The 15,878-nt window shown below is 39.7% G+C and carries 16 protein-coding genes and 1 other RNA gene; 4 read left to right on the plus strand and 13 right to left on the minus strand.

Annotated features, from left to right (window positions below):
• Positions 1-44: 44 nt before the first annotated feature.
• Positions 45-485, plus strand: coding sequence for a GNAT family N-acetyltransferase (locus FFM67_RS06670; protein ID WP_137613800.1), 441 nt, complete (start codon positions 45-47; stop codon positions 483-485).
• 21 nt (positions 486-506) lie between these two features.
• Here the strand turns inward: FFM67_RS06670 and FFM67_RS06675 are convergent, their stop codons facing one another.
• Complete coding sequence (locus FFM67_RS06675) at positions 507-1,859, minus strand: DEAD/DEAH box helicase (protein WP_137613801.1); 1,353 nt, start codon at positions 1,857-1,859, stop codon at positions 507-509.
• A gap of 1 nt (position 1,860) precedes the next feature.
• Positions 1,861-3,009 (minus strand): VanZ family protein, encoded by a 1,149-nt coding sequence (locus tag FFM67_RS06680; protein WP_137613802.1) that lies wholly within the window; start codon positions 3,007-3,009, stop codon positions 1,861-1,863.
• 131 nt (positions 3,010-3,140) lie between these two features.
• Here FFM67_RS06680 and FFM67_RS06685 point away from each other — a divergent pair, with 131 nt between their 5' ends.
• Positions 3,141-3,455, plus strand: a complete 315-nt coding sequence (locus FFM67_RS06685; RefSeq protein ID WP_137613803.1) for a hypothetical protein — start codon at positions 3,141-3,143, stop codon at positions 3,453-3,455.
• Positions 3,456-3,466: 11 nt separating this feature from the next.
• Here FFM67_RS06685 and FFM67_RS06690 read toward each other — a convergent pair whose 3' ends face one another.
• The 6 genes from FFM67_RS06690 to FFM67_RS06715 form a co-directional block, all read right to left on the minus strand.
• Positions 3,467-3,814, minus strand: coding sequence for a hypothetical protein (locus tag FFM67_RS06690; RefSeq protein ID WP_137613804.1), 348 nt, complete (start codon positions 3,812-3,814; stop codon positions 3,467-3,469).
• A gap of 116 nt (positions 3,815-3,930) precedes the next feature.
• Complete coding sequence (locus FFM67_RS06695) at positions 3,931-4,572, minus strand: HD domain-containing protein (RefSeq protein WP_137613896.1); 642 nt, start codon at positions 4,570-4,572, stop codon at positions 3,931-3,933.
• Positions 4,562-5,725, minus strand: a complete 1,164-nt coding sequence (locus FFM67_RS06700) for a THUMP domain-containing class I SAM-dependent RNA methyltransferase (RefSeq protein WP_137613805.1) — start codon at positions 5,723-5,725, stop codon at positions 4,562-4,564. The genes FFM67_RS06695 and FFM67_RS06700 overlap by 11 nt, the downstream gene beginning before the upstream one ends.
• A 217-nt stretch (positions 5,726-5,942) precedes the next feature.
• Positions 5,943-6,315: RNase P RNA component class B (gene rnpB / locus FFM67_RS06705), an RNA gene on the minus strand.
• Between the two features lie 12 nt (positions 6,316-6,327).
• A complete protein-coding gene (gpsB, locus tag FFM67_RS06710) occupies positions 6,328-6,732 on the minus strand; it encodes a cell division regulator GpsB (RefSeq protein ID WP_137613806.1) in 405 nt (134 codons plus the stop codon).
• A 68-nt stretch (positions 6,733-6,800) separates the two neighbouring features.
• The gene (locus tag FFM67_RS06715; protein WP_137613807.1) at positions 6,801-7,358 is read right to left on the minus strand and encodes an SLOG family protein; all 558 of its coding nucleotides are present in this window, start codon (positions 7,356-7,358) and stop codon (positions 6,801-6,803) included.
• Between the two features lie 79 nt (positions 7,359-7,437).
• Here FFM67_RS06715 and recU point away from each other — a divergent pair, with 79 nt between their 5' ends.
• Positions 7,438-8,043 (plus strand): Holliday junction resolvase RecU, encoded by a 606-nt coding sequence (gene recU, locus FFM67_RS06720; RefSeq protein WP_137613808.1) that lies wholly within the window; start codon positions 7,438-7,440, stop codon positions 8,041-8,043.
• 4 nt (positions 8,044-8,047) lie between these two features.
• A complete protein-coding gene (locus tag FFM67_RS06725) occupies positions 8,048-10,357 on the plus strand; it encodes a PBP1A family penicillin-binding protein (protein ID WP_137613809.1) in 2,310 nt (769 codons plus the stop codon).
• A 45-nt stretch (positions 10,358-10,402) separates the two neighbouring features.
• Here the strand turns inward: FFM67_RS06725 and nth are convergent, their stop codons facing one another.
• The 5 genes from nth to FFM67_RS06750 all read right to left on the minus strand — a co-directional run bounded on the left by nth (position 10,403) and on the right by FFM67_RS06750 (position 15,798).
• Entirely contained in the window at positions 10,403-11,056 is a 654-nt protein-coding gene (gene nth / locus FFM67_RS06730) for an endonuclease III (protein ID WP_137613810.1), read from the minus strand.
• Positions 11,046-11,759: a DnaD domain-containing protein gene (locus tag FFM67_RS06735; protein WP_137613811.1), complete on the minus strand. Its 714-nt coding sequence runs from the start codon at positions 11,757-11,759 to the stop codon at positions 11,046-11,048. The genes nth and FFM67_RS06735 overlap by 11 nt, the downstream gene beginning before the upstream one ends.
• Before the next feature lie 121 nt (positions 11,760-11,880).
• Complete coding sequence (locus FFM67_RS06740) at positions 11,881-13,224, minus strand: FAD-dependent oxidoreductase (RefSeq protein ID WP_137613812.1); 1,344 nt, start codon at positions 13,222-13,224, stop codon at positions 11,881-11,883.
• A 243-nt stretch (positions 13,225-13,467) separates the two neighbouring features.
• Positions 13,468-15,462, minus strand: a complete 1,995-nt coding sequence (gene tkt / locus FFM67_RS06745; RefSeq protein ID WP_137613813.1) for a transketolase — start codon at positions 15,460-15,462, stop codon at positions 13,468-13,470.
• 93 nt (positions 15,463-15,555) lie between these two features.
• Entirely contained in the window at positions 15,556-15,798 is a 243-nt protein-coding gene (locus FFM67_RS06750; protein WP_010744792.1) for a DUF896 family protein, read from the minus strand.
• Between the last annotated feature and the right edge of the window lie 80 nt (positions 15,799-15,878).

Genomic DNA, 15,878 nt, shown 5'->3' on the forward strand with positions numbered 1-15,878 from the left:
CTATGATAAAATTATACCATTATCAGCATGAAATGAGGAAAAAGATGAGGGAAATTTTCGGATCTGAACCAGCTACGCAAGCAGCTGCCTTTTGTTTGCGCTACCAAGTCTTTGTTTTAGAACAAGGAATTTCACCAGAACTAGAATTCGATGCGTTGGATACGCCGGATCGGCGCTATATCGTTCTTTTCGATGGAAATATACCGGTGGCAACCGCTCGTTTTCAAACGATTCATAACACTATTTTGAATCCTGATCGATTATGTGTGGCCAGAAGTTTTCGTCAGCAAGGGCTAGGGAAAAAACTTTTATCAAAATTAGAAAAACTAGGCTTGGCTGAAGGGTATAAGACTTCTCTACTTTCAGCTGAAGTCAGTGCACAAATTTTTTACGAAAAATCGGGGTACCATGTCGTATCCGATATTTTTAAGGAAGATGGCATTCCTTGCGTAAAAATGCAAAAAGCGCTAGCTGCCGACGAATAGTCGGGGCTAGCGTTTTTTGGCTTATGAATTCGAACGTTTTTTGTTTTTTCGTGCGCCACGTTCTTCTTGGCGACGAGTTTGGCGACGTTTTTGTTTATTTGATTCTGAGATTGCGCGATCAATTTTCTTTTTGTAACCAGGTTTGATTTTTTTCTTCGATTTTTTGACCAAACCAATCAAGGTAGGATCTAATTCATCTTTTGATTTTTCACGTTTTTTACGACGGTTGCGGTCATAGGTGTCAACGATCTCATCATTTTTAATTTCCTTCGGTTGGAAAGTCACGCCAAGATTCTCGATTAAATTCACACTGTTTTCATCACTTGGACTGTACAGCGTAATCGCTGTCCCTGACATTCCATTACGGCCGGTCCGTCCGACACGGTGAATAAAGAAATCTAAATCTTGTGGAATTTCCGCGTTAATCACATGAGAAACGCCTTCGATATCGATCCCGCGGGCAGCCAGATCGGTGGCGACTACATATTGATATTCCAAATTTTGAACTTGACGCATCACCCGTTTTCGTTCACGTGGCGAGATATCTCCGTGAATTTTTGCGACCTTCAAGCCCTGTGCTTTCAGGTAGCCACTGATTTCATCAACATGCTGTTTCGTGTTGGCAAAAACAATCGCTAAATACGGATGTCCCACCGTTAACAATTGATAAATCAAACGATTGCGATCTTTTCCCTTAGTGGAGATCAGCCAGTTCTCAATCGTATCCGAAATGACCGCTTTTGACTTGATTTCTTCCATCACTGGATTTTCCATGTATTTTAATAGGAAAGGACGTAATTTTTCTGGGATCGTCGCTGAAAAAACCAGCATTTGTAAATGCTTAGGCAAACGTCCAGCAATTTGATCGACTTCATGCAAGAAGCCCATATCTAAGGTCATGTCCGCTTCATCGACAACAAAATGTTGCGCCGTGTGTACTTTCAACGCCTGCTCATTCATCATATCTAAGATACGCCCCGGTGTGCCGATCACTACATGAGGCTGATGACTACTAGTTAATTTATCTAACTGACGTTGCTTATCGGTTCCTCCAACAAAATTCGATACACGAATCTCTGTAGGTGAAAATTCTGCGATTTGGCTGGCTGCTTGATAAATTTGAGCAGCAAGCTCCCGACTTGGTGCAGTGATTAACACTTGCACTTCGTCTTTTGTGCCATCGATCTTATCCATCAATGGCAATAAAAAAGTATGGGTCTTACCAGAACCGGTCTGAGACTGACCGATCACATTTTTTCCTTTTTTAATTAAAGGAATTAATTTTTCTTGAACCTCTGTTGGTTCGGTAAAACCTTTATCCTTGATCGCTTCAAAAATAAATGGTTGGAAATTAAATGATTCAAACGTTCGCATGTTATACCTCTTTCTTTAACGTACTAATCGTATACGTGTGGCTTGCTTTGTCATGGAATAGGCGGTTTTTTCTCCTTATGAGAGCATACAATAAGTTGAATAGAAATAAAAGCAAAATTCCTAAACTAAGTAGCCCAAAAGTAACATAAGCAATAAAAACAGTGTGGTTGGTTGTTGTCAGATGAGTCATAGTAAATTGAAAAATCATTAAAAGGCCATACAAAAGGAAGTAAAACGCGCTGTAGCGTTTAACCAAACTACTGAATCGAATATGTTCTCGTCCGTTTTCAATTACTTGGATCCGTACGACTTTCTTCCCTATCGTCTGTCCATTCCAGAAATACATCAAAATCATAAAATAAAGAGTTACCTGAAGCACGAGATTAACAAATGGATAGCTTAGAAAATCATTCAGTTTAGTTGGTAACAGGCTTGAAAAAAAGCTCAAAATCGTACTGATAAAATTAATAACGATCCAATCGATTATTAAAGCTACCAACCGGCGCAATAGCGTCACTCGATGACCTTTTTCCAGAGATTCAGAGTCCAATTCATTTCTGGTTGGTAAAAAGAATGTAAAGAGCGGTGCACAAATAAAGCCGATAGTGCCACCAATCGTATTATGCAGCAAGTCATTTACATCAAACAGACGATACGGTCTTGGATAAATAAAATACAACCCACTTAGCTGAGTCAGCTCGAAAAAGAGCGACAAACAAAAGCTTGCCAGGATCGTTTTACTAATCGAGAATTTGAAATAGTACCGACAATAAATTCCAAAAGGAAACAATAAGAAAATATTAAAGACCGGCTCCAAAAAAACGCTTTGCTTCATCGCTGGTAGATACGTGCTAGGATGATTCAACTGCAGCACCGTTTGGTTCATAAAATTGTGCCACGACTGGAATAAATGCAGTTCATAGCGTGGACTCGTCATTTGCGCCACGGCGCTGATACTTGGCAGTGGCAAGATTACTAGATAATAAGCACATAATAAATAGAAAACAAAGGAGTACAAGATTAAGCTTCGAAGTTTGCCTAATTGCCCATACTTTCGATAATAGTAAATTAAAAAAGGTGCAGCAATCAGCATCGCTAAAAATGGAAAAGTCAGCACCGCCGCTTTAATTGGAAAAATATAACTGTTCATGCAATTCCCTCATTCGTCATAGTTAGTGAAACAGATGGTGATAATAAAGAGTTTTAAAAAGTTGTGGTAAAATAAATGCAGTATCTACAAAATAAAGTTCATTGATAAAAAATTCATGGAGGTCATTCTAAATGTTAAATCCCCTTTTTGCCTTTGGCGTCCCGGCGGCACTATTAGTTGCATACGCTGTTTTTTTCTTTTTTAAAAAAGCAAAACAAAAAGAATATCGACGGTTTGTTTTAACTTTGATATCCGTCTTTTTAACGACTTTTAGCTATCAAGTCTATAATTATAGTCGAACAGTCATCAAGCTTAGCACCCCAGCCAGCTTTGAAAAAAGCTTCGGCTACAGCCAAGGACGTTTAATCGTACCCTTCATTTCAGGTGCTATTTTAACAGGCATCAATGTCTATTATCTGTTTCGTCAATTTAGAAAAAAAGAATAACAGGCAGCCTGTTATTCTTCTAAGCTAAAGAATTTGATTTCAACATCATTTAACAATTTCAATGTATTTAAATCTAAACGAACCCACTCTTTAGAGGCCGCAAGATATTGATTATTTTCAAAACTGATTTCAATCTCATTTAAAAGCTGTTCGGGACTGCTAAAAACATGGGTGTCTTTTTCCAGCAGCACAGTAACGAGAGCAGGATTTTCAATTAGAAAATAATCCGCCTGATACTTATATAGAATAATTTGATAGGTTTTATTTTTTAGTTCACAACGAATAGCAAACAATCCTTCTGATAAATTGGATAGTTTTATAGCGACTTCATTGGGACTCAATATTTCCTGATGTAACATCTTTAGAGTTCCTCCTAACCATTGATCATTATAGAAGAAAAATGTTATGACAGGAAGTATAATGCTTTATTTGCATTAAATTCTCAAATTTTGTTTTAAATCTAACTACAACTGACTTATATATCCCACTCTTCATAAAATCTTTTTAAAAACTCTTCCATGAAGGTCTTTCGCTTCCCTGCTTCTTCTTTACCTGCCAATGTATTCATCGTTTCAGGCAACTTAAACAATTTTTCATAAAAATGATTGATCACGGTACTTTTTTCCCGATATGCTTGTTTCGTTGTAAAACGTTTAGGCGCTACATTGGGATCATATAACGGGCTTTGGGTATGTCCACCGTAATAGGCCGTTCGTAAGATGCCGATCGCCCCTAAAGCATCGATGCGATCTGCATCTTGAACAATTTGACCCGCTAATGATAGTTGTGCTTTGCCAGCCTCAAGCTCCTTCGAATAAGAAAGGTTCTCAATAATATAAAAGATTTCTTCTATTTCGCCTTCTGAAAGCCCCAGATCTGTTAAAAATATACGAAGTTCATCGGCTTCTGTCGCGATATCTGCAACTACCTTATCATCGATTACATCATGAAGATAACTAGCTGCTACAATGATTGCTTGATCTTTTACCCCTTCTTGTTCAGCCAATCTACTGGCAATCTTAGCCACCCGCTCCACATGATAAAAATCATGTCCACTACGATCGCTACCTAACTTTTCCTTGGCGTACTGGCGAATCATCTCCAGCTTATTCTGCATCGTTACGGGGCTTTCTTGGTGGGCGTTCGCCCCAATATTGAAATAGATCCGTTCTGATTGCACCATTGTACAATTTTCGTTTCTTCGTGGCTTTTGCACCATAGAATTCTTCGAAGGCCAAATCGCTCGTCAAAATATATTTGCTCCATGTTTTCAATGGACGGAAGACCTCTCCCATTTCTTTATACAAAACCCGAACCTGTTCTTCTTCTCCCAAACGTTCTCCGTATGGTGGATTTGCTACGATCACACCGTAGTCCTTTTCGGTTTTGAAATCTTTCACCGCCCGTTGCTTGAATTGGATGGAATCTCCTAACCCAATTTCTTCCGCATTGGCTTGTGCAATTTCAACCATCCGACCATTGATATCCGAACCAGCAATATCTAACACGATATCATAATCCGCTGCTTCATCCGCTGCTGCGCGTACCTTTTCAAACACCTGAGGATCAAACCACTCCCAATCCTCACAAGCAAATCCGCGATTAAAACCAGGGGCGATATTATGGCCGATTAAAGCTGCTTCGATACATAACGTACCTGAACCACAAACAGGATCATAGAAAGGCCGATCTTTGCGCCAATTTGTCAGCATCACTAAGGCTGCCGCCATATTTTCTTTTAATGGTGCCCCACCCTTTTCTAACCGATAACCACGTTTAAACAAGCTTGGTCCAGTCGTATCTAATGTCAAAACGACATGATCTTTCAGCAATGCGACTTCTAGTTGAAACAAAGCACCTGTTTCCGCCAATGGTACACGTGCAGGTCGATGATAAACTTCACGCAAGCGTTCAACAATCGCTTTTTTCGTGATTGCTTGGCAATCTGGTACACTGTATAATTTTGATTTGATTGAACGTCCAGCTACTGGAAACTCGGCATCCAAAGGTAGCACATCTTCCCAAGGGATCGCTTTGACCTTTTCAAATAATTCATCAAACGTATAGGCATCAAATTCGCCAACGATGATTTTCACTCGGTCCGCTGTTCGCAACCATAAATTTGCGGTGGCAATTGTTTCTAAATTTCCTTTGAAACGGGCGCGTCCATTTTCAACTTGGCAATCAATCCCTAAATCTCTCAATTCTTTGCCGACCAGCGCTTCAATACCTGCCGCTGCAGTGGCAATTAAGTTATATTGTTTTTCCATAATAGCTCCTTTTTTACTAATATAATATATAGTAGCTTATTTTTTCAAAAACATGAAAAATGACATCACTCTCTTCTACATGTACGATGAGGCCACACGGCTTGTTCAATTTTTTATAGAACAATGGGTTACCTCATAAGATATACACGGCGAAAAGCCTCACTCGAAAAAAAAACCTTCACAACAAAGTTGGAAGGTTCCCTGAATTGCTGCAATTTTTTGTAAGCCATGTTTTGTACGTTGAACTACTCAGGGTAGTGAGAACAACGTGGTAATCATCTATCTCCGGCAAAATTGCCGTCTCTTTCATCGTTCATTTCCTTAGAAAAAGCGCCCCTACCATTGTTTGGGTTGCTCGCTCGAGGGGTTTACCGCGTTCCACCATTTTGATTTCTCAAAATGCTTCGTCACTGTGGCACTTTCAAGAATACTCAGGCATAGATTGCTCCTTAGCCCTTTTTTCTGCCGTTACTTCAAAAGAAGTACCTTAGCTTATGGTTTCGCTAAGCACGAACACTACAGACATCGCAGTCTGTGCGAGCATGGACTTTCCTCAGCCTACGTAATGTAGACCGCGATCACCAAAAAATTGCATCATTTAATTAGAATTGACGAGTTTTTTCAATATCACTTTCGTCTTGTGTGTAGTTTTGGCTAAAATCAGTTGACGCAGCGTTGTTTGCTGATTGCTGATCTAATTTCTTGCCGAAAACTTCTCTCTCAAGATTTGATAAACGTTTCAGAATATCAAAATTCGTAACCGCTGAACTCTTAGGAGCCGCTTCTTTTACACGCGAAGCAGTTGGCTGTGCTTTTGATAGCTGTTCAACTTTTGCTTTCAGCCGATCGTTTTCTTCTTTCAAGGTCAATATTTCTTTGTTATAAGCTTCATAATCTTTGATTACATTGTCCAAAAATTCGTCAACCTCGATTGGATCATAGCCGCGCATTTTTGTTTTAAATTCTTGCTCCAAAATATCATTAGGAGTATAGATTACATTCGCCATTTTTCCACCTCATTAGCTCTTAACTTAATTTACTTTCCAATATATTCTAGCTGATATATCGAAGGAAATCAAACACTATCCCCAAGTTCTGAGGAATTTTCTAAATCATCCATCGTGATTGTAAGTAAATCGTAAGAATTTTTTAATTGGTATTTTTCAACATCCGCTAAGAAAAATTTACTTTTACCTGGATACTCAGTATCATATACTACTAAAGCAGCATCTGTATGCTCCAATAAGAAACTTACATGATTTTTAAATTGTCCAGGATTTTGATAAGGTTGATGGCTAACTGATTCAACAAAATCAGCCTTTTGGACAAGCTCGCTTAAAATTAATTGATTGTGTTCTTTCCAATTATTTCCAAAGTTTTCAAAAGGAAAGATAATTGCTAGGTGCAGTTCTGGATAATTGTTTTTCAATTCATTGACTACCTGGCCTGCCCAGACTTCTGTTCCTAAACTACCACTGATCATGATCCATTCAAGTCCGTTTTCAATCAACGCTGTCAATTCTCTTTTTAAAACATTCTTAATTACTTGCACTCGCGGATCTTGCTCGCTAAAAATTCCTAGTTCATAGCTTTGATATCCAGTGACATACAGGCGCTTGATGGTTTCATTCATTTTTTTTCCTTACTTTCACTTAAAATTAAAATATCTTGCAAAAAAATTTGATATAATAGCAAATAGGAGTGTGATAAAGATGGCCTTCTATTATCCTAATGGTCAATTATTTTCACAAAAAAATCCGCGAGAAGCTTCATTAAAAAAAGAAACAACGTTTGCCAATCGCGGGATGCGCTTTGAAGAAGCCATCAATCAAAGCAACGAATACTATATTACTCATGATAAGGCAGTTGTCCATAAAAAGCCAACACCACTTCAAATCGTTAAAGTCGACTATCCTAAACGGAGTGCTGCGGTGATTCGCGAAGCTTACTTCCGGCAACCCTCCACAACGGATTACAATGGTGTCTATCGTGGGTACTATTTAGATTTTGAAGCGAAAGAAACAAAAAACAAAACTTCTTTCCCGCTGAAAAATTTCCATCAGCATCAAATCACCCATATGGCGCAATGCTTGAAGCAGGAAGCAGTCTGCTTTGCCTTATTATGGTTTTCAAGCTTAAATCGTTGTTTTTTTCTTTCTGCTGAAAAACTGATCACCTATTGGCAAGAACAAGAAACTGGCAAAAAATCAATACCGCTAGAGACAATCGAAACCGTTGGTATCGAGATCACGCCGCAAATCGCGCCAAGGATTCCATACTTAACTGCGGTGGAACAATATCTTGAAAAAAGGAGTTAATCAAATGGCTAAGCCCTCTCGTTCGCAGAAAAATTCGCGAACCCCTCAAGTAAAGAAAACTCAACCAAAAATGAAAAAGAACCGGCACATCGGCTTAAAAATCATGATTGCTATCGTTGGATTTCTTTGCGTCGCCCTTTTAAGCGGCATCGGTATCTTTTTCTACTACGTGAAGGATGCACCGGATTTGTCTGAAAAAAAGTTAGATGCGACTGTTTCTTCAAAACTCTTTGACATTGATGGCAATGAGTTTGAAGACTTAGGTGCGGAGAAGCGGGAAAAAATTGCGGCTGACAAAATTCCGCAAGAACTAGATGACGCGATCGTGTCTGTTGAAGACCGTCGTTTCTTTAAACATAATGGTGTTGACCCTGTACGGATTTTAGGATCAGCATTACACAACATCACGAATAAAGGAGGGCTTCAAGGTGGAAGTACCTTGACTCAACAGCTCGTGAAACTTTCCTTTTTCTCTACAAAAGCATCTGATCAGACACTGCGTAGGAAAGCTCAAGAAGCCTGGCTGGCAATTCAGCTTGAAAAAAAATATTCAAAACAAGAAGTTTTAACTTACTACATCAATAAAGTTTACATGGCTAACGGTCTTTACGGAATGGAAACAGCAGCAGAAAGTTATTTTGGAAAAGAACTTCAACATCTTTCTATCGCTCAAACTGCATTACTAGCTGGCATGCCACAAGCCCCAAATTCATATGATCCTTATAAACACCCTGAAGCTGCGAAAGAACGTCGTTATACGGTTCTTTACACTATGCTAAAGAATAAAAAAATCTCACAGGAAAATTATGATACGGCAACAAAAGAACCGATCGATCAAGGACTATTACCTTTACAAACTGATAATCAAGAACGTAAAGTAGCAGATAATTACGTTAAAGAAGTGATTGCTCAAGTAGAGTCAAAAACTGGAAAAAATGTTTATACCGATGGCTTAGATATCTACACAAATTTAGATACAGACGCTCAAAACAAACTATATTCTATTGTTAATGGCGATGAATACGTTCAATATCCAGATAAAGACCTACAAGTTGCTGCAACGCTTGTTGATAGTAAAACCGGACGCGTCACCGCTCAAATTGGTGGTCGAAATATTGCTGATGACGTTTACTTAGGAATGAATCGAGCAGTTAATACAAACCGTGACTTTGGTTCTACGGTTAAGCCAATTACCGATTACGGCCCAATGTTTGAATATGAACAAAAATCAACAGGAACCATGATCGATGATGCTCCTTACTTCTACCCTGGAACGAAAAATGAAGTGAAAAACTGGGACCTGACCTATCAAGGCCGGATCACATATCGCAAAGCACTTTATGATTCACGGAATGTGCCAGCAGTTAAAGTTTTTAATGAAGTTGGCGCGGAAAATGCCGCGAAATTTTTGAAAAATTTAGGTATCCAATACAAAGACATTCAACAATCAAACGCGATTTCAAGTAATACTGAAACGCAAGATGGCACAAAATATGGTATCTCCACCGAAAAGATGGCTGCCGCTTATGCTGCCTTTGCCAATGGCGGAACCTATAACGAACCACTTTATATCAATAAAATAAAATATCAAGACGGATCAGAACAGACCTTCGAGAACAAAGGCGAAAAAGCGATGGAACCCTACACCGCTTATATGATCACTGATATCCTAAAAGACGTTATCTTAAAAGGGACTGGGACTTATGCCCAAATCCCCAACCTATTCCAAGCGGGCAAAACAGGAACTTCCAATTATACTGACGATGAATTAGCGAAGATCCCTCATTTAGGATCAATCTCACCGGATGTCATGTTTACCGGCTACACACCACATTATTCTTTATCCATTTGGACAGGCTACGACAAACGGATGACACCGATCACTGATGCTTCATCAAATATCGCTCAAGAGGTTTACCGCGAGTTGATGAGCTATGTATCTGAAAATGTGCCCAATGATGATTGGGTAATGCCAGACGATGTAATTCGAAGTCGAAACGAGCTTTATGTCAAAGGATCATCAGCGGTTCCGACGCAGCCAAGCTATTCAAGCCAAAGTTCTTATTATAATAACAATACATCTTATAATCAATACACTGCTCCAAGTAGTAGTGCGCAAGTACAACCAAGTGTTCCGGAGTCTTCTACTGTAGCTCCAACACCAACGCCTTCAAGCAGCAGTGAAGTGACACCGACTCCGACACCATCGCCGACTCCTTCTTCTTCTTCTGCGGGACCGGAGCCATCTGAGCCTTCTTCGAGTCAAACACCACCGCCGCCAGAAGAAAGCGTGACCCCTCCATCAAGCAATTAAAAACAACAGTTTTCAATCTCGATAGTTGAGATTGAAAACTGTTGTTTATTTTTGTATAGCTTTCAAACGGTCTTTTCCCTCTTGGCATAAATCCAATAATGGACAAATCGTGCATTTAGGAGAACGTGCTGTACAATGATAGCGGCCAAAAAGAATCAACGTATGGTGAGTCTTCACCCATAACTCTTTTGGAACTTTACGCATAAGGTTCGCTTCAACTTCTGTTACTGAGGCATTCAACTTACAAATTCGCAGACGTTTCGCGACCCGCTCCACATGCGTATCGACGGCGATCGCTGGTACACCAAAAGCATCACCTAATACGACATTCGCAGTTTTTCGTCCAACTCCAGGCAATTGGATTAATTCCTCCCTCGTCTTCGGTACCTGCCCAGAAAAATGATCCAATAGCATTTGAGCACAGGCTTTGATGTTTTTTGCCTTGTTACGATAGAGACCGATCGTTTTTATTTTTTTGATGATGTCTTCGATTGGCGCATCAGCCAAAGCCTCTGCGGTAGGATAATCCGCGAATAGGGCTGGCGTCGCTTTATTAACAGAGACATCCGTTGCTTGTGCGCTTAAGATTACTGCAATCAATAATTGGAAGGCAGAGTCAGAATGTAATTCGCCAGCCGCATCAGGAAACATATCCGACATCCGAGAAAGAGCTTCCATTGTTTTTTCTTTATTCAGCATCAGCGTCTTTCCTTTCCAACCAATTGTATAGAGAGACCTTTGGGAGTTCTTCCGTTTGATTTTGCTCCTCCTTTTGCAGCAAAATTTGTTTTCTGCGACGTTGTTCTTCTTCCACCTGAACCTTTGAACGGATATTTTTTTTCTCCCAGCTTTGTAGAACCGTTTCAATATATTTGAAATTATAGGCTTGATTTAGCACAGCTTCTTGTAACGCCAGCTGAATCAATTCTGGTGAATAATGATCCTCATCTACCCAGTAACCAATTTTTTGATATTCAATTGGCGACAAAGGACGACCAAATTCTTGCTCAAAAGCACGTAGCATTTTCTTTTGTGCCTCAAGTGTGGTTTCCTCCTCTTTCTTTACACGTTGTTGTTCTTGAATAGTTGAAATTTTTTCGAAAGCTGGGAGCAAATCATAGCGATCACTTTTTCGACCTTGATCGTCTAGTGCTGTTTCAAGCGAAACAAAACCTTTTCCAACTAGAGTGTTCAGCGCCTCGTAGATTATTTCGACGGTACTACCCATATTTTGAGCGATCACAGTTATATTGGGAAAATCTTCTCCCGCCTGATGTGCGGAATAAAGCTGTAGCCACAGCATAAATTCATTGGTTGTTAACCCTAGCTTCGCATAATTTTGCAACAGCAAGTTTGAGATCGTCGTCTCTCCTGCTATTAAATAATCTTTCAATGAAATCATTCAAAATCCTCCGTTTCCATTTTAGTTTACACTAAAAAAATAGGAAGTCCAATACTTAGAAAACAGTTCCTAAACAGAAAAAAACAGGAAGCACAGCTCCCTGTTTTTACGACTTTCTATACTATTGGGCTTCAGCTAAAGCTGCCTGAGCTAAGATATTCAAGTAGTTCCATGGGCGGTCAAAATGTGGTTGGAAGAAGAAATCCTGTAAGGCTAAATCTTCTAGTGTCATTTCATTTTGAATCGCTACTGATAACGTATTCGCCGATTGTGTAATGTCATATTTCGATAAGAATTGTGCACCTAAAATTTTATTCGTTCCTTTTTCTGAAACGATTTGCATCATGACATTTTCTGTTGTCGGCATAAACTCCGGACGATAGTTATCTTCAATCAAAGTGACATTCACATCAATACCGTTTAAAGCGGCACTTTCTTTTGTCAATCCGGTTGAGCCAATCGTCCAACCAAATAAGTATAAGCCAGAAGTTCCTTGGGTCCCACGATACTTCATTGTTTGATCTACTAGGTTTTTGCCGACTAGCATTCCTTGGCGCACTGCATTGGTTGCCAATGGAATGTATTGGTGTTGTCCGGTTGGGTTGTAATGCACCACCGTTGAATCTCCTGCTGAAAAGATGTCTGGGTTACTTGATTGCATATATTCGTTGACTTTAATGGCCCCACTTGGCAACATATCAACTTTACCTTTTAGCAATTCAGTATTTGGTCGGAAGCCGACACACAGGATAACCATATCTGCATCAAACTCTTCACTAGGTGTGACAACTTTTGTCACTGCACCCGTTTCATCTGCAACAAATTCATTCACATTTTCGCCTAAAGCTAACGTCACCCCATGATCCACCAATTCTTTTTCTAAAAGGTCAGTGAATGGTTGATCTAAGTATTTATTCAAAATACGAGATAATCCATCAATCAACGTCACTTGCTTGCCAGTTTCGGCAAACGCTTCAACTAACTCGATTCCGATATAGCCGCCACCAACTACGACGATTTTTTTCGCATCTTTCGCTTGCTCAATAATCTCATTTGCTTGGTTATAGTTTTTACATAATAAAATATTTTTTGACTCAATCCCTTTGATTGGCGGAATAATCGGCCAAGAACCGGTTGTCACTACTAATTTATCATAATCAACGACTGTCTCTTCATTGGTTTTAAGGTTTTTTGCTGTTACTTTTTTACCTTCTGTATCAATGTTTGTTACATCGTGTTCCATGTTCACTTTTGCACCTAAAGAAGCCAGTTCCTCAGGATTTGAGTAAAACAATCCTGCGGGATCTTTCACTACGCCGCCGACATATAAAGCGATTCCACAAGACAAGAAAGAAACGTTATCATTGCGCTCATAAACGGTCACCTCTGCATCTGGGTGATTGGCTAAAATATTTTTAACGGCTGCGGTGCCGGCATGTGTACATCCTACTACTACTACTTTCATCGTCGTCCCTCTTTCATTTCATCATTTTTAGTTTGCATTCTATTGAACAAGGACAGTATAACAGAATTTGTATTCTGTCTAAATTATTTTGCTCACAGATAAACATTTTTATAGATGTTAACGAAAAATGAAAGCGCGATACCTTCTGAGACTCTAGTATAATATTATGTAAACTTATTTTGAATTTTAACTTATACAAAAAAAGTTGAGAAGGAATCCCTCCTTCTCAACTTTTAAACCCGATTATAATTCGTTAAATGTAGAGACTACATTTTCAACAGTGAAGCCGAATTGTTTTAGGATATAGTCACCAGGTGCAGATGCTCCAAAGTGATCGATACCGATCATTTTGCCTTCTGAGCCGATATAACGTTCCCAGCCAAATGGTGATGCAGCTTCGATCGCTACCCGTTTCGTTACCACTTTTGGTAAAACAGATTCTTTATAGGCTTCATCTTGTGCTTCAAATAGATCGAAGCTTGGAAGTGAAACGACAGAAACATCTTTTCCTTGTGCTTTCAATTCTTTCTGCGCTTGAACAGCCAAGTTTACTTCAGAACCTGTGGCAATCAGGATGCCGTCTGGTGTATCTGATTCTGCTTTAGAAATCACATATCCGCCCTTAGACACACCTTCTTTAGCCATGTCCTTACTATTTGGCAAGACAGGCAAGTTTTGACGACTTAACACTAAAATCGTTGGTTTGTTTTTAGTGTTTAATGCTTGAACCCAAGCAGCAGATGTTTCATTTCCATCGGCAGGACGAATCACTTGCACGTTCGGCATGCAACGGACACTGGCTAATTGTTCGATTGGCTCATGCGTTGGACCATCTTCTCCAACAGCAACAGAATCATGGGTTAAAACATAGACAACTGGTAAGCCTTGGATCGCTGACATCCGTACTGCTGGACGCAAATAGTCCGTAAATACGAAGAACGTTCCACCATACACTCGTGTGCCACCATGTAAATGAATTCCGTTCATTGCACTTGCCATTGCAAATTCACGGACACCAAACCAAATGTTACGGCCTTCATAAGAGCCTGGTTGGAATTCCTTTTCATCTGCGATTGTCGTATTGTTAGAGCCAGATAAATCGGCTGAACCGCCCCAAATATTTGGAACAGCTTTCGCGATTGCTTGAATAGCATCTTTACTAGAAACACGGCTAGCTTGGGCTGTGCCTTCTTCATAAACGGGTAATGTTTCTTCCCAATTTTCAGGCAACTCACCAGCAAAGGCCATTCTAAACTGCTTCGCTAACTCAGGATGAACTTTTTCATAGTTGGCGAACATCGCATCCCATTCAGATTCAACTTTCGCGCCTTTATCATTGATTTCTTCTTTGAAACGTTTAGCTACTTCTTCTGGTACCGTAAAGTCAGGATATTCCCAACCGTAGACTGTCTTGGCTGCTGTGATTCCATCAGCACCGATTGGAGCGCCATGAACCGCAGATGTGCCTTCTTTTGGTGAGCCATAACCAATCACCGTTTTAATTTCAATTAAGGTTGGTTTTTCTGTTTCTGCTTTTGCTTCATCAATTGCTTTAGAAATAGCTTCTAAATCATTGCCGTCCTTAACTAAAATATGTTGCCAGCCATAGGCTTCATAACGAGCGCCAACATTTTCTGTGAAAGCCTTAGAAGTTGGTCCATCTAATGAAATATCATTTGAATCGTATAAGACAATCAATTTTCCAAGTTTCATATGACCAGCCATTGAGCTCGCTTCGCCAGAAACACCTTCCATTAAATCACCATCTCCGCAAAGTGCATACGTATAATGATCCATCACGTCAAAGCTGTCACGGTTGTATGTTGCAGCTAAATGCGCCTCAGCCATTGCTAATCCAACAGAAGTTGAAATACCTTGACCTAGAGGACCTGAAGTCGCTTCAACCCCATCTGTGTGATGGTATTCAGGATGCCCAGGTGTCTTGCTCCCCCATTGACGGAAATTTTTTAAATCTTCAATCGTCACTTGGTAACCTGCAAGGTGCAACAAGCTGTATAACATGGCTGATCCATGTCCCGCAGATAAAATAAAACGGTCACGATTTGGCCAGTTCAGTGAAGTAGCCGGATTTACGTTTAAATGTTTTGTCCATAATGCATAGGCCATTGGCGCCGCACCCATTGGTAATCCCGGATGACCTGAATTTGCTTTTTGAATAGCTTCAATACTTAGCGTTCTGATTGTGTTTACACCTAGTTGATCGATTTTGTCGAACAAGATAGTTCCTCCTTTTTGGTCATAAATACTTTAATTACAGATTCATTGTAACCGATTTATTTTGACTTTTCAATTGCAAATCGCTAAAAGATGTTACTTTCTATTGTGCAATCCTTTTTTCTTTTGAATTTCTTTTAATTTCTCTGGTGTTACGTCATTCCCCTCAGGATCAACCACTTTCATCCCTTCAATATGATGCCGCATACCGCTACGGAAAGAAGAAATGTATTCCTCACGCAGAACTTTTTGTTCATGTGCTTCGGCATCAGTTAAACCAACCGTTTTCTTTTTTTTCGCTAATTCATTGATGCGTGCAATCGTTTCATCATTAATCATCTTCAGCACCTCTTTCCCTTATTAATTATACATAAAATAAACAAAGTTGGAAGTACAAACAAATGCGAACGCTTGTTTGA

This window comes from Enterococcus viikkiensis (assembly GCF_005405345.1).
In the GTDB taxonomy this organism is placed as follows: Bacteria; Bacillota; Bacilli; order Lactobacillales; family Enterococcaceae; genus Enterococcus_A; species Enterococcus_A viikkiensis.